This window comes from Acetivibrio clariflavus DSM 19732 (assembly GCF_000237085.1).
Taxonomy (GTDB): domain Bacteria; phylum Bacillota; class Clostridia; order Acetivibrionales; family Acetivibrionaceae; genus Acetivibrio; species Acetivibrio clariflavus.
In genome coordinates this window covers 2155248-2173105 of sequence record NC_016627.1, presented here as the reverse complement: position 1 = coordinate 2173105, position 17858 = coordinate 2155248, and the positions used below count along the sequence as shown (strand labels likewise).

General features: G+C 34.8%; 18 protein-coding genes and 1 pseudogene. 17 read left to right on the top strand and 2 right to left on the bottom strand.

Annotated features, from left to right (window positions below; genetic code table 11):
- Positions 1–160 precede the first annotated feature (160 nt).
- On the top strand, positions 161–2092 hold the full coding sequence (locus tag CLOCL_RS09200; RefSeq protein ID WP_014255077.1) for an FAD-dependent oxidoreductase: 1932 nt from the start codon (positions 161–163) through the stop codon (positions 2090–2092).
- A gap of 107 nt (positions 2093–2199) precedes the next feature.
- Here the strand turns inward: CLOCL_RS09200 and CLOCL_RS09195 are convergent, their stop codons facing one another.
- Positions 2200–2433 (bottom strand): hypothetical protein, encoded by a 234-nt coding sequence (locus CLOCL_RS09195; protein WP_014255076.1) that lies wholly within the window; start codon positions 2431–2433, stop codon positions 2200–2202.
- A gap of 427 nt (positions 2434–2860) precedes the next feature.
- Positions 2861–3643, bottom strand: coding sequence for an SPASM domain-containing protein (locus CLOCL_RS09190; RefSeq protein ID WP_245532865.1), 783 nt, complete (start codon positions 3641–3643; stop codon positions 2861–2863).
- Positions 3644–3853: 210 nt separating this feature from the next.
- Between CLOCL_RS09190 and CLOCL_RS09185 the strand changes: the two genes are divergently transcribed.
- The 16 genes and pseudogenes from CLOCL_RS09185 (at position 3854) to CLOCL_RS09115 (ending at position 17797) form a co-directional block, all read left to right on the top strand.
- Positions 3854–4414: an RNA polymerase sigma factor gene (locus CLOCL_RS09185; RefSeq protein WP_014255075.1), complete on the top strand. Its 561-nt coding sequence runs from the start codon at positions 3854–3856 to the stop codon at positions 4412–4414.
- Complete coding sequence (locus CLOCL_RS09180; RefSeq protein ID WP_014255074.1) at positions 4411–5142, top strand: hypothetical protein; 732 nt, start codon at positions 4411–4413, stop codon at positions 5140–5142. Before CLOCL_RS09185 ends, CLOCL_RS09180 begins: the two co-directional genes overlap by 4 nt.
- Positions 5143–5720: 578 nt before the next feature.
- Positions 5721–5933 carry a PLDc N-terminal domain-containing protein gene (locus tag CLOCL_RS09175; RefSeq protein ID WP_014255073.1) on the top strand — a complete coding sequence of 71 codons (213 nt, stop codon included), beginning with the start codon at positions 5721–5723 and terminating at the stop codon, positions 5931–5933.
- Complete coding sequence (locus CLOCL_RS09170; RefSeq protein WP_014255072.1) at positions 5926–6840, top strand: ABC transporter ATP-binding protein; 915 nt, start codon at positions 5926–5928, stop codon at positions 6838–6840. Before CLOCL_RS09175 ends, CLOCL_RS09170 begins: the two co-directional genes overlap by 8 nt.
- 1 nt (position 6841) lies before the next feature.
- Positions 6842–7618 (top strand): ABC transporter permease, encoded by a 777-nt coding sequence (locus CLOCL_RS09165; protein WP_014255071.1) that lies wholly within the window; start codon positions 6842–6844, stop codon positions 7616–7618.
- A gap of 14 nt (positions 7619–7632) precedes the next feature.
- Positions 7633–8574, top strand: a complete 942-nt coding sequence (locus CLOCL_RS09160; RefSeq protein WP_014255070.1) for an alpha/beta hydrolase — start codon at positions 7633–7635, stop codon at positions 8572–8574.
- 97 nt (positions 8575–8671) lie between these two features.
- The gene (locus CLOCL_RS09155) at positions 8672–9190 is read left to right on the top strand and encodes a sigma-70 family RNA polymerase sigma factor (RefSeq protein WP_014255069.1); all 519 of its coding nucleotides are present in this window, start codon (positions 8672–8674) and stop codon (positions 9188–9190) included.
- 13 nt (positions 9191–9203) lie between these two features.
- Positions 9204–9620 (top strand): hypothetical protein, encoded by a 417-nt coding sequence (locus CLOCL_RS22765; RefSeq protein ID WP_014255068.1) that lies wholly within the window; start codon positions 9204–9206, stop codon positions 9618–9620.
- On the top strand, positions 9620–9901 hold the full coding sequence (locus CLOCL_RS22760) for a zinc ribbon domain-containing protein (protein WP_014255067.1): 282 nt from the start codon (positions 9620–9622) through the stop codon (positions 9899–9901). Before CLOCL_RS22765 ends, CLOCL_RS22760 begins: the two co-directional genes overlap by 1 nt.
- Before the next feature lie 398 nt (positions 9902–10299).
- A pseudogene (locus tag CLOCL_RS23160) lies at positions 10300–10923 on the top strand (glycoside hydrolase family 11 protein); the annotation flags it as partial.
- Complete coding sequence (locus CLOCL_RS21855; protein WP_245532893.1) at positions 10897–11193, top strand: dockerin type I repeat-containing protein; 297 nt, start codon at positions 10897–10899, stop codon at positions 11191–11193. The pseudogene CLOCL_RS23160 and the gene CLOCL_RS21855, both read left to right, overlap by 27 nt.
- A 130-nt stretch (positions 11194–11323) precedes the next feature.
- A complete protein-coding gene (locus CLOCL_RS09135) occupies positions 11324–13015 on the top strand; it encodes a glycosyltransferase family 39 protein (protein ID WP_052306590.1) in 1692 nt (563 codons plus the stop codon).
- Positions 13016–13533: 518 nt separating this feature from the next.
- A complete protein-coding gene (locus CLOCL_RS09130) occupies positions 13534–14640 on the top strand; it encodes a peptidylprolyl isomerase (protein WP_041715044.1) in 1107 nt (368 codons plus the stop codon).
- 360 nt (positions 14641–15000) lie between these two features.
- A complete protein-coding gene (locus CLOCL_RS09125) occupies positions 15001–15360 on the top strand; it encodes a CidA/LrgA family protein (RefSeq protein WP_014255064.1) in 360 nt (119 codons plus the stop codon).
- Positions 15357–16049, top strand: coding sequence for an LrgB family protein (locus CLOCL_RS09120; protein ID WP_014255063.1), 693 nt, complete (start codon positions 15357–15359; stop codon positions 16047–16049). Before CLOCL_RS09125 ends, CLOCL_RS09120 begins: the two co-directional genes overlap by 4 nt.
- Positions 16050–16147: 98 nt before the next feature.
- Positions 16148–17797 (top strand): family 43 glycosylhydrolase, encoded by a 1650-nt coding sequence (locus CLOCL_RS09115; RefSeq protein WP_014255062.1) that lies wholly within the window; start codon positions 16148–16150, stop codon positions 17795–17797.
- Positions 17798–17858 lie beyond the last annotated feature (61 nt).

Below are 17858 nucleotides of genomic sequence, written 5' to 3'. Positions count from 1 at the left end.
AAATCATTACTTCTTGATTACCATAGATGAAATATAAAAAGGAGAGTTTTTTAAGTAATATTGCAAAACAGATTTTTAATGGAAATTATATATTTTGCAAATAATAGTGAAGATAAGATAAATCAACAGTTAACCTAAATAAATGGAAAGGAGAGATAGTATGAGTTTTTCAAAATCACTGTCACCTATAAAAATTGGTCCAGTCGAATTAAAAAATCGTTACATTGTACCGGCAATGGGAGCACACTTGGCAGAACCCAATGGGCAAGTTTCCCAACGCACTATTGATTACTATGCAGCCAGGGCCAAAGGAGGTTTTGGTTTAATTATTACAGAGTTTACATGCATTGACCCTGTCGGTATGGCTATGCCGGGTCAATTGGGTATTTGGGACGATTCTTTTATATCTGGACATAAGAAGTTGACAGAGGAAGTCCATAAATATGGCGGAATTATTTTCTGCCAGTTACATCATGCCGGTCGTCTGTCCTATTCCATGGTTACAGGCAAGCAACCTGTTGCACCATCTCCTGTGGCCAGTCCATCAAATAAAGAAATTCCAAGGGAATTAACAACAGAGGAAGTATATCAATTGATCGACAAATTTGTAGATGCAGCGGTGAGGGCAAAAAACTCAGGATACGACGGTGTAGAACTTCATGGTGCACATCAATACATTATTGCACAGTTTATGTCCCCTTATTCCAACAAACGAATAGATGAATTCGGAGGACACTTCCAAAACCGTATGAGATTTCCTGTTGAAATTATAAAGAGGATAAAAGATAAGTGCGGTAAGGATTTTCCAGTTAGCATTCGAATCAGTGCGGAAGAATCGGAGCATGACAGCTGGGGAGTAAGGCAGGCCAGAACTGCGGCTAAAATGTTGGAAGAAGCGGGAGCCGATGTAATTAATGTTTCCATTGGTGGTGCCTATGGAACAAGCTATAAAACTTTGGCTCCCCAGGCAATACCGCCCGGATTTAACGCTGCAAATTCTGCATTCATAAAAGATATGGTTAATGTTCCGGTTATCGTTACCGGAAGGATAGTAGATCCGTATATTGCTGAAGATATTATTGCTTCAGGTTCGGCAGATCTTGTAGCATTGGGAAGAACTTCTTTAGCCGATCCCGAATTTCCAATCAAAGTGAAGGAGAACAGGGTGGATGAAATTATTCCATGTGTAGCATGTCTCCAAAGATGTGCAGGAGCAGGCGGTCGTGATGAATGGGATAACGGTGTGTCCTGTACCTATAATCCTTTTACGGGAAAAGAAGGAATTCTAAAATTTGATACTGTGGATAAGCCGAAACGAATTGCAATTATCGGTGCAGGTCCTGCCGGACTTGAAACAGCCTGGGTAGCTGCAAAACGGGGACATTCGGTTACAGTATTTGACAAGGCAGACAGGCCAGGTGGTCAAATTGTATTCGGTGCAAGACCGCCTTACAAGCAGGAACTCTTAAGAACAGTTCAAGCATATATGACTTTAGGTAAAAAGTACGGTGTTGATTATAAATTCGGAATAGAGGCAACTTTAGAAACGGTTGCAGATTTTGACGAAATAGTTATAGCAACAGGCGGTGTTCCAATCCGTCCTGCCTTTGAAGGAATAGACGATGCAGAAGTTGTACAAGCCATTGATATACTGGCAGGAAGGGTATTGGCTGGCGATAAAGTAATAATTATCGGCGGAGGACAAGTGGGAGTCGAAACAGGAGAAATGCTTGCCAATCAAAACCGTCAGGTGACCATTGTAGAAATGAGGGATGAAATTGCAAAAGAAGAGCATCCCGATATTAGATATTTAACTCAGCAGAGACTAACCAGATACGGGGTTAATATTATGACAAACACAAAAGTAAAAGCCCTTTCTAAAGGCAGTGTTATGGTGGAAAGGGACGGTGTTGAGCAAACTTTACAGGGATTTGACACTATTATCCTTGCTGTAGGTTCAAAATCCTATAATCCATTGGAAGAGCCTCTTAAGAAAACCGGCAAGAAAATACATGTCATTGGAGATGCCGCTAAAACCGGAAATATCACCGATGCAGTTTACCAAGGAGCAAAACTCGGTGTTAGTATATGATTTGCAGTGGATTTCTTAAAAAGTGGATCGGTGTTTTTTTCGCCGGTTCATTTTTTTATAGTGAAAGGCACGGTCTATTGACCATGCCCCCTTAAAATCAAATAAAATTATCTATCGATATCTATTCCGTAAAGTGGTTTAACTACTATTCCGTATAGTGGTTTAACTATAGGATCAATTGGGTTTATTCCGTACATGCAGTGGATACCATATTTAACTATAGGTGCTATGATTATGTCTTTCTCAGAGATTGGAGTAATGAAACTGGATCCTCCTGTCATTTCCATGAGTTCTTCATCTGTCAATTCTCTGCCAATACTTAATTTTTCTATCTCGGACATGATTATACCTCCTTTGCAATTGATTTTTATATACTATTCTCCTCAAAAAAGATTAAGCTTTAAATCGAAGTTTTCCGACAGTAAAACGTTATTTTTTGAGAAGAGATAGTCCTTATTTATGTATCAGGGCGCCTCAAATGCCAAATTTTATAACAGCCCACTTTTTTGCTTACAAATTCTTAATGTGAACTGGCTTCTGCAACCTTGCCCTTGTCAAGAACATATATGGTCACGGTCTATAACCGTACTTAACCTGTGAGCTATTCTATTTTTAAACTTTTGCCGGGTTCAAGCAAAAAAAGCCCTCAGTCTATATCGAGTAAAAAAACTCCAAATCATATTTGACAATTCCCTTGTCAGGATCGACGGAAGCAATAACACCATTTTTAATTGAATAAATCACTACTCAGTCAACATTATCCTAACCTTAAGAGGCATTTGTCAAAATTTCATACAAGTCCTTGCTTACCGACTCAAAGCTTTCGTATTTCGCTCTTCCTTCTTCAAGAACCTTCAGCGCTTCCTCGTTTCTTCCGTTTTCATAAAGAAGAACTGCCAGATCATAATAGGGATCGGTAAAGTTTTCGTCAGAAAGCGCAATTGCCTTTCTCAAATATTCTATTCCTTTATCTACTTCTCCGAGTTTTCCCAAAGACAATCCCATTCCTTTGTTTGCATAAGCACTTTCCGGGTTGATTTTCAGTGCTTCTTCATTAGCTTTTCTGGCATCAAGATAGTTGCCCAGCATAAAGCTTACATATCCGTAAAACTCAAACAGCCCAATATCATTGCATCCCATTTCTATGGCTTTGGACAGCAATATTTCACTTAGTTGCAAATTGCCGTTGTCGGCAAATTTTCTTGCTTTTGACATTATAACATCTATGTCTTCAATTTTCTCAAGCTGTTTCCGGGCTGTTGTTACAGCAACATTATATGAACAATATTTGTTTTCGGAATAGATACTTCCTTCCATGGTCAGCCTTGTGTTGGAACAACCTCCGAGACACCGGTTTCCGAATAAACATTTTCTGCAAAGACCCGAAAGCTTATCCTTTGTCATCTTTCTGTTCCAGCTGAAGCTGTCGGGGTTTGACCATATCTCCTTGATGGGAGTAGTTTTGGCGTTTCCTTCAATAAAGTTTTTATCTCTTACCGATGTGCATCCTAAAATATCACAGTTATGTAATATGCCGAGGTTGATAAGCATTTTGGCTATAAGATCCCAATCTTTTCTTGTTTTTCACCAAGCTACTTTACCTTTCAACAATAGCCTGTTTATTAATGGTATTGTTTGTTAAAATGTAATATAATTTATGAAAATTTCAAAAGGAATAATATCAAAAGTCGATGTGACCTAAACTTATTTTTTCCGGTCTATATAGTTAAAAGGCAAAATCATATATAAAAGGAGAGGTTCATGGAAGATAACCACATTATTAAACTATACTTCGACCGCTCCGAATCTGCTATTTCAGAAACAGCAAACAAGTATGGTAGATATTGCTACAGCATTTCGTATAACATTTTACATAATCATGAAGATGCTGAGGAGTGCGTCAACGACACTTATATAAAGGCATGGGAATCCATACCTCCAAACCGTCCGAGCAGTCTTTCGGCATATTTGGGGAAAATTACCCGCTATTTATCCTTGAATAAATACGAGAAGTATACTGCTCAAAAACGAGGTTTAGGTCAGGTACAAGCAGTGCTTGATGAATTGGAAAATTTCATCCCTACTTTTAGCAGTACTGAACAAAAGATAGACGATATGGCATTAGTTGAGACATTAAACGGTTTTCTTGCTTCTCTTCCGGTAGAAACCCGAAAAATATTTATGCGCCGTTACTGGTATTTTAGTTCAATTAAAGAAATAGCAAAGGATTACGGCATAAGTCAGAGTAAAGTAAAAATGACTTTGCTAAGGGCTAGAAACGAGCTGAAACGACATTTGGAAAAGGAAGGTGTAATGTTATGAAAAGTGAACGATTGATATATTCGCTAGGGCAAGTTGATGATAAGTATATTACAGAGGCTTCACCGTCAGAGCGAATAATAAAGAATAGCATTTGGATTAAGAGATTTTCTGTTGCTGCTTGCTTTATTCTGGTAATAACAATAGGTATTTTGAGGCTAAATGTATCGAATACGCCTAAAAGGGCAAGCTTTAAGACTGTTGAAAGTGTACCGGGAAATATATCCAGTGCAAAAAACAGTTTAGTGTGGCATTCGGAAGAAGAATTGTTTTCAGTGTGGAGAACTGTGATATTCAAAGGAACTGTTACCGGTATCCAAAATATAGAAATCGATTTCAATGGAGATAAAGAATACCGGAGTATTGCTGAAATTGAGGTGGAGAAAGTTTATCGCGGCAATATTAAATTGGGAGACAATCTATCTGTGCTTTTACCATGCCCAATAAGTATTAATTTAAAGGTGGAAGACACTGACATTATTTCGCAAATTAAGGTTGGAACAACCGGTATTTTCATGCCAATGGAGTATAATGAAAGTTCAATATGGGAACAAAAAGGTGCAGTTCTCATGTTAAAAGATGTTGCAGACTATGGTTTTGCTGATGGAAGAAGATATGCATTTCTTGAAACGGATACCGGATTGATTTTTGCCAGAGATGCTTATCCATCAATTGAGGCTGCAACTACCTTGCAAGAGGTTGAAAACTTTGTTTTGAAAATGATAAACTGATAACGTTATAGTAAATTAAAGGAAGCATTCTTTTGATAATATATAATATCTTTATATTTTCGTAAATTAATATTGCTATAATTTACTTTATTATTGATTTCTTGCAGTAGCGCAGTAAACACACTTAAAAATATACCAATTGCAGAAAAAATATCCCACGAGTAACAGAAAACTACAATATAGAGATAAACGGCGGAAAAACTTTAGATGAAGCTATGATACAATTATTAATGATTTAAATCTTAAAATAGATAAAGAAATAGAATCCCATATAGACTTGTAAAGATGCGGGATATAAAAAGACAATAAACAAAGAGTTAATAAATTCAAAAGAAAAGATTAATATTGGGGGATAGGCCAAAATAGAGCAAATTAAAGCATCGTGCTTCTTTTTTTAAAGTACGATGCTTTAATAATTTATATGGAAGTTAGGATTCAATAATTATTATGTTGCTAAAGCAGGATATTCTACTGATGTCATCATCCTTACGGCTTTTATAAAAATTTTTAATTTTGATATGAACTTTTTTTGAACTTGTGTGTCATACTATCAAAATAATAAAAAAGGAGGAAAGCACATGTTCAACAATATGAATTCGATGGAGATTTTAAAGCTTTTTGCACCTATAATAATTTTTCAAGTGGCACTATTGATTTATTGCATTATAGATATACTTAGAAAAGGAGTAAGGAACCTTAACAAACCCCTTTGGATTGCCATTCTCTTTATTAATTTGATAGGGCCGATAGCTTATTTAATTATAGGTAGAAAAAGGTGGTCCGATGATTAGAATTGAAAATCTTGTAAAAAGTTATGGAAAACATCAAGTTTTAAAGGGTGTAAATATTGAAGTGAAAGAAGGAGAAGTGTACGGATTTATAGGGCAGAATGGGGCTGGTAAATCAACCACAATGAATATATTGGCAGGACTTATCGGATTTCAAAAGGGTAAATGCTTTGTTAACGGAAAAAATATTCAAAATATTAAAAATAGACCTAATAACGATGTGGGGTATTTGCCGGAAGATCCAAAGTTCTATCCCTATATGAATGCACTGGAATACCTTGAATTTATAGGTTCTATGAGAGGGGATTCAAAAAAGCAAATAATAGAAAAGTCTGAAAGAATGCTGGATTTGGTTAAACTCACAAAGGCAGCCAAACGTGCTATTGGAGGCTATTCAAGGGGAATGAAGCAGAGACTTGGAATTGCTGTGGCAATCTATAATGATCCTAAAGTATTATTGCTTGATGAACCGTCTTCAGCACTAGACCCTGAGGGAAGACGGGATGTGGTTGATATAATATCCACACTTAAGAGTCAGGGCAAAACTATATTTTTGTCAACCCATATACTGAATGATATTGAAAGGGTTTGCGACAGGGTGGGAATTCTGAGCAATGGCCAAATAGTACTTGAGGAAAATATCCATCAGCTGATGAAAAAATATGTTCAGCCTGTATATGATATCGAGTTCGATGAACCTGTAAATGAGGATCAATTTAAGACGTTAAATCGGGCGGACTTTGTAGAAAAAATAAATATCAAGGATAGTCAGGTAAATATATGGATTAAGGATTTTGAACAGAATAGTGCAAAACTTGTAAAACTAATTTCAGAATTAAATATTCCTATAATTTCAATTAACCTCAGAAGGAACAGCCTTGAAGAAATATTTTTGAAGGCGGTGAAATGAGATGAATGGATTTAACAGTTTTAAGGCTTTTATAAAGAAGGAAATTTTGGAGGGAATGAGAACTAAAAAATTTTTGGTTCTGTCAATCGGTGTTTTGTTTTTTGCCTTTTCGGACCCTCTAATGTTAAAGCTGCTGCCGGAAATTTTAAAAAGCCAGATGCAGGGAACGGATTTTAGTATGTTAATTGAACTTAGTCAAAGGGCAGCTTTGGAAAGCTATACGAAAAATCTCTTTCAGCTTTCCACATTAATTATTGTACTGTCTATGATGGGGATTATATCAAAGGAAAGAACCGATAAAACTTTGAGTATTCCGGTTTCAATGGGATGCAGTATAAATGGCATGGTTTTGGCTAAGTTATTGGTGTATGGAGTATTTCTATTATTTATTAATGTTATGGGAATGTTAATTGCATATTGGTATTCGGGAGTAATTTTCGGATTTACCTATGGAAGTTTTGCTGCAGCAGTAGTTTCAGGTGCGGTATATGGTATATTCTTTGTGTTTGTATTGAGTTTTTTAATTCTTATCAGTAGTTTTTCAAAAAAATCGTTTTTGGCAGCGGCAGTCACCGTACTATTAGTATATTTAATGCCTTTGGCCAATAATTTTGCTTCAATAAAAAGATATTTGCCCGTAAATCTTTTAACTGAGGCTAATTATTTCGCAGAATTTTTGTCAAAAAACCTGGCAGTATCTTTGATATGTACAATTGCTTTAGTTGTTATATTCGGTGTCCTGTCAGTGTTTAAGCTTGAAAGGATTGAATTTGTATAGATAGGGGTGAAAAAATGAAAAATCTGTTAATACTGCCTATTGTAATACTTGTTGCTATTATTGCTGTTTATGGTATTGACAATATGAACGAAGTAAAACTGGAGGTACAAGGTGGATATATATATGGAAGTATACTGGAACCTAAGGATAATGCAAAAAACACAATAGTTATAATTACTGCCGGATCGGGACCTACTGATAGAGATGGAAACAGTGCAATTTTGGAAGGCCGAAACGATTCACTGAAATATCTTGCATACAAACTTAAAGATAAAGGTATTGCCAGCTTCAGATATGATCAAAGGTCTTCGGGAAAAAGCTATAAATCTCTTAAAGATAAAAATATAAAATTTGACTTTTTGGTGGATGATTTGGTTGAATGTATAAAATATATTAAGGCAAAAAAAGACTATGATAAAATTTATCTGATTGGACATAGTCAAGGAGCATTGATATCTGTTTTGGCAGCTCAACGGGAAAAGGTTGATGGTGTTGTGACAATAGCCGGAGCAGCAAGAACAATTGATAAAATTTTATTGGAACAAATTAAGAGGCAGGATCAAGAAATTGCAAATATTTTAGAGGAGGAGCTTGATAAAATCAGAGCAGGAGAAGAGAGTAACTCGGAAAATAAAGAGATAAAGCAGCTGCTAAGCGGTAAAAATGGAGAATTCATAAGAAGATGGATGGAATATAATCCTGTTACAGAGATAAAAAAGCTTGATATACCAGTGTATTTCATATACGGCACCAGTGATTTGCAGGTAAAGCCTGATGAAATTAACTATTTGGACGATATAATAGATGACAGGAATTTTAGAATACTTGAAAATATGAACCATGTACTGAAAGTTTCACCGGAGGATGAAAAGGAAAATTACAAAAGATATACTTTTCCGGGATATCCTCTTCATCCGGATTTAGTTAATACTATTGAGGAATTTATAGCAGGATAAAAAAATAAACCGTTTAAAATTGATAACACTAAGAGAAAGGAATAGATTGTTTGTTGCAACTTTCCAAAGGATGGACTAATAGGGAAGGGGTATATTATTGGATGAAAAAACTCTGCTTGAAAAAGCAAGATCGGGAGACAGAAAGTCACTGGAACTGTTGCTTTATGACAACTACAAAATTGTATACGGATACCTTCTGAAACTTACTATGAATGAAGAAGTTACAAAGGACTTAACACAAGACGTAATGATGAAGGCTATATTGAATATAAAAAAGTTTAAGGGAGAGTCCAAGTTTTCAACCTGGCTAATTTCTATTGCGTCCAATTTGTATAAAAATTATATTAGAAAGAACAAGAAAATAAGCAACAAGACCATTGAAGATTTATCGTTAAAGGATTCTCAAGACATTGAGCATGCCGTTATAAACAAAGATACTGTAAAGAGGATAGGGAAGCTGTTAATGGATTTTCCCTATGAAAAAAGAATGGTTTTTATATTGAAAAATTATTACGACTATTCCTATGAAGAAATTAGTAAAATACTAAAGTGTCCCATTGGGACGGTAAGGTCTAGACTTCACTATTGTATAGAGAAGCTGAGAAACTTAATCTGAAGGGAGTTTTTATATGTCTTTAGAGCACAAAAAAATTCAAAAGGACCTTTTGGATGTATATTATGGAGAAAAGTCAATGACAGAGGAAATTCGGAGGCATCTTAATACTTGCAGTGAATGCACAGAATATTGGAATGAACTTGAACTGATAAAAAAGAATATGACTTTATTTGATACCGACATAGAAATTGATGAAAGAATAATTGGCAGAGCTTTTAGAAAATCAAGCATTATAATGGAAAGAAGAAAAAACATTAAGGATTTGTTAGTCTTTGCTGTCATATCGAGCCTGATTTTGAGTGTATTGGGTTTAATTATATATATGGGGTACGGTAAGAGAATCATAATGGCTCAGATTATTATTATGGTTTGTGTGCCTTTATTGGTTCCGTTTATGATAAGACAAAGACTTATGGAGGAGGAGCAATAATGAACGATATAAAGGATGTACCTCTATATTTATGGGTTGTTTTAATAATTATATTATTGGCACAAGGCTGCTGGATATTCTGGGATGCTTCTAAAAGAGGAGAAAACAAGTGGCTTTGGGGCTTTTTCGGATTATTGAATGTACCGTCAAGTCTTATTGCTTACCTTATTGTAACTAGATTTGTTTCAAAGTCTACTTTGTGCAATGTTTGTGGCAAAAAGGTCAGAAAGAACTATAATTATTGTCCCTTTTGCGGTGAGAAGCAAAACGTTGAAGTATAACTCTGTATGTAAAGCCAAAAACATTAAATAACTATTTGTATTGTTTTTGATGAGGTTGAATCATAAATAGCTGGAGAGGATATTTATTAAATAAGCAAATTGTAATGCTTTGTTTTCAGTTTGAAATTATTTTTTTCGATGAAAATTATATAAATATAAATAAAAATAGGAGAAAATTATGATATAATATCGACAAAAGGCATTTTTTTTGGAGTTAACTATACGACTATTATATCACAAAGTTCTTGGGATTGAACGCTTTCAAGTTATCAAATACTATTAAAGTCACTTTATTGCTTAAATAAAACACCCATCTCTATTTTTTGAAATGCACATATTTGACAAGTTATATTAGGAGGAGTTAATAGACATGAAAAAGGTAAAGGCGGTTATTTTTTATTCTGATTAATATTTTTATTTGTTCTGTAAATGTACAAGCTTCAGAAGTCATTACGTCAACGCAAATCATATATAGTGATGACTGCTACTATCAACTCTGGAAAGACCGTGGAAATACAACTATGACTATCGATGATGAAGGTGGATTCAGTTGTGAGTGGAGAGATTTAAATAATGCATTTTTTAGAAAAGGTATGCAACTTGATATAGAGAAAAGCTACAAAGAAATTAAAAGTATTACAGTTGAATATGATTGCGATTTTTAGGCAGATGACCATGCATACATAGGTGTATGTGGAATGAAATATGTTACACGGAATAAAATATTGGAATACTACATAATTGAAAATTCGGTGAATTGGGTAATATCAGGAAGTGAGTTTATGGGAACGATAAATGTTGATGGTTTGACCTATGAAATTTACAGGTATCAATATAATGAGCTACCTAATATTCAAGTCGGAACAATTACTCATTATTTGTATTATAGTATCCGGACCTCGAAAAGAACAAGTGGGACAATATCCGTTCTTGAACACTTTAAAGCTTGGGAGAGTTTGGGTATGGGAATGTGGGATATGAATGACGTTTCATTTATGGTTGAGGGGTTTAGAAGTAATGGAAGAGCTAAAGTGAACAATATATCGTTTTCTATCGATTATGCCAAGACTCCCGATGAAAGTTTCATAGTAGGGGACATAGACGGTAATGGAGAAATAAACTCAATTGATTATGGATTGTTGAAAAAATATCTGCTTGGATTAATTGACAGTTTCGATTATGAGTACGGTTTAGAAGCAGCTGATGTCAATAGAGATGGGGAGATAAACTCTATAGATTTAGCGCTGTACAAAAAATATTTACTTGGAATAATTTCAGAATTTGCTATATAATAGTTGTTGTACTTATGTATATTCAATACTGTATAGGGCTTGTGTTTTGTGCTCTAAGACTATATATTTTTGATACTATTATAATCCTATAATTCTTAGGGATGGCAAGAATGAAATTAGGAGGCTAATAATGACTAAAGCAAAAACTCATAAAAAAGAAAAAGAAACCATAAATAAAGAGAAAATAAAAAAGAAAAAAGCAATAAATATTAAAGAAGCCATTTTTTCGTGTTTTTCAGATATGACTAAGTTTCAAATTGCACTGTTTTCAGTGATTTTATTTGCAGGGTGTCTTCTTCGGATTCTTTTTCTTGACAGATTTCCGTCGGGAATAAATCAGGACGAGGCTTTTGCCGGGTATGAGGCGATATGTCTGATGAGAACAGGGGCAGATTCCTTCGGTTATCATTTGCCTGTATATCTGACCACGTGGGGTAGCGGTATGAATGCTTTGGCATCATATCTTATGATTCCATGGATAGCTTTATTCGGTAACAATATTTGGTGTGTCAGAATACCTCAGGCAATACTTGGCTCTATTGCACTTGCAGCATGTTTTTTTCTGGTGAAAAAAGTAACTTCCGATAACAAAGCCGCATTGGTTTCCATGTTTGTTCTTGCAATTAATCCCTGGCATTTTATGATGTCCCGTTGGGGATTGGAAAGTAATATGGCTCCACACTTTATGCTTTTTGCTACTTTATTTTTTTGCATAGGTGTGGAGAAACCGAAATTTCTTATTCTTTCTGCTATTAGCTATGGACTGAGTCTTTACTGCTATGCGCTGTATTGGCCATTTGCTGCAATAACAATTTTCTTGCAGTTGGTTTATCTCGTTATTATAAAGAAATTCAAGTTTAACAGATACTATCTGATTTCCGGAGTGATACTGTTTTTAATGGCAATGCCATTGATGCTGTTTTTGCTGGTCAATAAAGGTTATATTGGGACTGTCAGTACACCTTTTTTTACTGCGCCAAAGCTTATCGAATTCAGAGGTTCGGAGTTCTCTTTCGAGGGTATGGGAGATAAATTTAAAAACATAATGGATATTATTATTTCTCAAAATGATGGGTTGATTTGGAATGTGATTCCAAAGTACGGGATTTTTTATAAATTTGGACTACCTTTTGTAGCATTAGGATTAGTATATCTTATCAAAGAATTTATAAAGAAATGTCGAAAAAAAGAGCTTTCCTATGAAATGTTTATTTTAATTCAAATCGTCGTTTCTTTCCTGATTGCCAGTATGACCTATACCAATATCAACCGTGCCAATTATTTATTTATTCCGTTAACTATCTGTATGGGATTGGGTATATATTCTATTTCAACCCTATTTAGCAAGGAAGTGGTGAAGAATAATTTTCTAATTGTAGGTCTTGGTATCATGCTCTGTTTCTTTTGTTCTTTTGCCGATTACTACTTTACTGATTATGCTAGAGAAATAGGATACTATTTCAGCTATGGTGTGGATGATGCCATTAAATTTGCAGATACTCTTGATACCGAGATTTTTGTTACCAGCAGCATTAATTATTCAAAAGTAATGTTTTTGACTGCAGTAGATTCTAAGGAGTACCGGGATACAGTACAGTATAAGAATTATCCAAGCATGTATCTTGATATCTATGGCTATGGTAAATATCACTTTGTCGATCAAGGATATGAAATTAATCCAAATTACGTCTATGTTGTAAATAAGGGAGAAGCAGATATGTTTAGTCGACTCGGATTTGAAACAAAGGATTTTGGTAATTATACAGTTTGTTATTTTGATCTAGAGAATGGAGGTATACTTTTAGGTCATTGGTCTTACTAGTTCATATTTACGTAATAAAAAAAGTATCCTCGAAACGTATGATTGTGGTGGTACCTACAGGAGTTGCAGCTATAAATGCCGGTGGAGTGACTATTCACTCCTTTTTTCATTTGAACATCTGGTTTTTTTGTATTGCATCAAAAGTGTTTGCTCCAAATTGTTGAGCAATTACCTTTAATTTGGATAAGATGCGAAGAATAATAGGTATAGGCAAGAGAAAACTAAAAGCCTTCGGAGATGAAATTATTGAAATTGTAAATAAGTAATGTATGCAAAAGGGATTGAAAGAGAGAATTACAATGGGTAATTAATAGTTTCAGACTCTAAAAACAATATAATTGAGCAATAAAAATAAGAAATAAAATTTTTAGAAGTAGAAAAATGACAAATTTATTTGTAGAATTATAGTTAATTATCTAGTAAAATTAAATTTATAAGCATGTTAAACACAAGGCTTCATTAAGTGGTTTAATTGATAAAAACGCAGTATTAGTGTAAATAATTCTGGGGGGTTTGTTATGAAATTTAATAAAGTTTTATCCTTTGGCCTTGCTTTGTCATTAATGTTTGGTATTAGTGGGTGTAAGAATAACATAGATGTTACAGATAAAAATAACATAGATATTACAAATGAAGAAACTACTGCCAATAAGTGGGAATCGGCGAAAGTTGTCGGAACAGTCGGTGATGAAAAAATTTATGATGCAGAGTTTATGTTTTATTTTAATATGAACAAAAGTCAGATGGAAAAGGATGCAGGTTTAGAAGGTAAAAGCGATGAAGAAAAGAGCAAGTTTTGGGAATCTCAAGATGGGAATGAGGATAATAAGCAAAAGCTTATAGATAAAACTTTTGATGACCTGGCGAATCTCAAAGTTTTATTAAGGCTTGCAAAACAGGAAAATGTAAAATTGTTAGAAAATGATGTAATGCAAATTGAAAGGAATATTTATAGCTTTATTAAAGAGAAAGCCAATGAAAACCAGGAAGAAGCTGAAAAACTTATGAAAGAGATGTATGGTGTTTCTATTGAGGAATATAGGTGGATTTTTGAAGATTATTATACTGCATATTACAGATATGCCAATTTTGAAACTGAAAAGATTGAGGTTAGTGATAAAGAAATAGAAGAAAGATTTGAACGGGATAAGGATAAATATAAAAAGGTAAATATAAGGAATGTCCTTTTGTACACTATAGATGTTGACACTCAGCAGCCTCTTGAAGAAGATGTAATAGATCAAAAAAGGCAGCTTGCGGAGGATATTTTTAAAAGGGTCAAAGATGGAGAATCGATTGAAGAATTGGCAAAGCAGTATTCTGAGAATCCGCAATTGAAAATTACCGGTGGTGACGAGACTTTAGGCAAGGGAGATGCCGTTGCGGAACTTGAAGATTGGGTATTCAATGCAAAGGAAGGAGCCGTTGGACTGATAGAAACTTCCTATGGTATTCATGTTGCAAAAGTCATAAAGAAAATTGATGCTGCATTGGGTGAGGAAGAAAAAAGCAATATTAAGAAGGAATTGCAAAAAGAAAAATTTAATGAAATGATAGAAAAAATGAAAGAAAAAAATCCGTTGGTGAAAAATGAAGAAGTTTTGAAATCGCTGGATTTATTTTAAAACCGTAAAAGCTAAATATATATTAATGAGCAGGCTGAGATATGCCTGCTTTCTTAATGTATAATAATTTTATTGATGATAAGATACAGTTTGAAGTTTACGGAATAAATTGACTTTATAAAAAGTTTGAAAATTTTTTAGTATTATAGCATAATTATAACGGTTCATGCCTATAAATGATGTACTTTGTTTTAAAATGCAGATTTTTTCTGTGTTTTTAGATATTATATGAAACTGACGAAATATGAGATTTTGAAAAGGTATTTCGGATAGAAAAAGTTTGCCTGATGTAGATTTAATAAATATAATAGTATTTATGGGTTTTTAAATATTTATTAGAAAGTGGGATTAATAAACCAAATGAAATTCTTAAAACAGTTTGGAATTATTTTAGGGGTCTCATTTATTGGAGAAGTACTGAAATATTTTATACCTCTGCCTATACCAGCAAGTATCTACGGACTGGTAATTATGCTGTTGCTGCTAAGTGTTAAAATTGTTTCAGTAGAACAGGTCAAGGATACAGGAAGCTACTTGATAGAAATTATGCCTGTAATGTTTATTCCTGCTGCAGTAGGGCTTATTACCATGTGGAGTGAACTGAAATCTCTGTGGTTTCCCCTTTGTGTAATTACTGTTGTAACAACAGTAATAGTAATGGCTGCTGCGGGAAGAGTGACCCAATTTATTATACGTATGGAAAAGAGGCAAAAGGAATGAGAGAACTATTATGCAATTCGACATATTTTGGTGTGTTGATAAGTCTTATTGGATACGGACTTGGAGTAATACTAAAAAGAAAATTTAAAAAAGCAGTATTTAATCCCCTTTTGGTGTCAATTGTTTTTGTTATTGCTGTTTTATTGGTTTTAGGTGTTGATTATGAGAGTTACAATAATAGTGCCAAGTATTTAAGTTATCTTTTGACTCCGGCAACGGTTTGCCTGGCAATACCGTTATACCAGCAGCTTGAGCTTTTAAAAGGCAATTACAGAGCAATTTTAGGAGGAATTGTATCGGGCGCACTGGCCAGCTTTTTAAGTGTTTTTGCCTTAGCCAAGTTATTTAATTTGACTCACCAGCAATATGTTACATTACTGCCTAAGTCAATTACAACAGCAATAGGCATGGGGGTATCCCAGGAACTTGGAGGTATTGTAACAATAACTGTTTCTGTAATTATTATAACCGGTGTTTTGGGGAATATAATGGCTGAGTTGGTGTGCAAGTTATTCCGTATAAAAGAGCCGGTTGCAAAGGGAATTGCCTTAGGCACATCGTCCCATGCAATAGGAACAGTAAAGGCCATGGAAATGGGGGAAGTGGAAGGAGCAATGAGCAGTCTTGCCATTGCAGTAACCGGTTTGGTTACTGTTATAGGTGCATCTTTTTTTGCCAATTTAATGTGATATAAGATATACGCATAGATTTTTCTTAAGTTTTATTTTATAAATTGGTAATCTATGTTATTATAAATACAAGAGGTTTAACAAAGGGGAGAAATTGTATGAAAAAAGTTTGTGCTGCTCTTATTACTGCCTTTTTGATTTCTGCTTTATGCGGTAGTAGCATGCGTGCAGCAGAGTTAATGTATGGTGATTTAAATGACAGCAAGTCTGTAGATTCGATAGATTATGCAATTATGAAATCTTATTTGCTGGGGATGAGATCATTAACGGGGGATGCCCTTACGGCAGCAGATGTAAATGGGGACGGCTCGGTTAATTCCATAGATTATGCAATAATGAAACAGTATTTGTTAGGGATTATTTCAGTTTTTCCTGCATCCGAGCAAGTTACTCCAACACCTCAGGTTACTCTTCCTCCGGTTCCGGAGTTTAAATATGTAACAGTACATGACCCTTCAATAATTAAAACAAATGATACGTATTATATTATTGGCTCTCATCTTGCAGCAGCAAAGAGCAAAGACTTAATCCGGTGGGAACAGATTTCTAACGGTGTCAGCAATTCAAATCCATTAATGCCCAATGTATACATAAAACTGAAAACAGCCTTCGAGTGGGCTGAAACTGATACATTGTGGGCAGGAGATTGGATTCAGCTTAAGAATGGAAAATACTATATGTATTATTGCATGTGTAAAGGGGATTCACCAAGGTCTGCGCTGGGTGTAGCTGTATCCGATAATATTGAGGGACCTTATGAAGATTTGGGAATTATACTGAAATCAGGTATGTGGGGACAGAAGAGTGAGGATGGTACAGTTTATGACGCAACAAAACATCCTAATGTTGTTGATCCTCATGTCTTCTATGATAAGGATGGCAAACTTTGGATGGTATACGGTTCTTATTCGGGAGGTATTTTCATTTTGAAAATGGATGAAAATACCGGTAAACCTGTTTTCGGTCAGGGATATGGAAAGAGGTTGTTAGGATTAAATCACAGCAGAATAGAGGGGGCATTTATTCAGTATAGCCCTGAGACCGACTATTACTATATGTTTTTGAGTTTTGGCGGACTTGATGCCAGTGGCGGTTATAACATCAGGGTATGCCGTTCAAAGAATCCCGATGGACCCTATGTAGACAGTTCAGGTAAAAATATGATTAACTGTCATGGTGCTAACGGAACCATGTTTGATGACAAATCAATTGAGCCTTATGGTGCTAAATTGATGGGCAATTTTTACTTTGCAGACAGTAAATTAGGCTATGTATCGCCGGGGCATAACTCTACCTATTATGATGAAGTTACAAACAAGTATTTTATAGTATTTCATACCCGTTTTCCCGGAAGGGGAGAAGAACACCAGGTTAGAGTACATCAAATGTTTATAAATTCCGACGGATGGCATGTAATTGCACCTCACCAATATGCAGGGGAGACTATTGGAAAATACACTTTAGATGAAGTCAGTGGTACTTATGCTTACATAAATCACGGTACGGATATATCGGCCAGTGTAAAAAGTTCTTCAAAGATTTTCCTTAATAAAGATGGTACTGTTTCAGGAAGTGTAAGCGGTAGATGGAATCTTATTGGAGATAATAAAATTACTTTAACCATTGGTGGAGTAGAGTATAATGGTGTAGTACTTAAGCAGTATGATGCTGGTTTGAAGAAATTTGTAATGACTTTTACTGCATTGCAAAAAGGCGGAAATACAGCTATATGGGGAAGCGGTCTTTAATATAAACGGTAACTGAATCTTTATTTCGAAAAAAATGCAAGCCGCTTAATGCGGCTTGTCC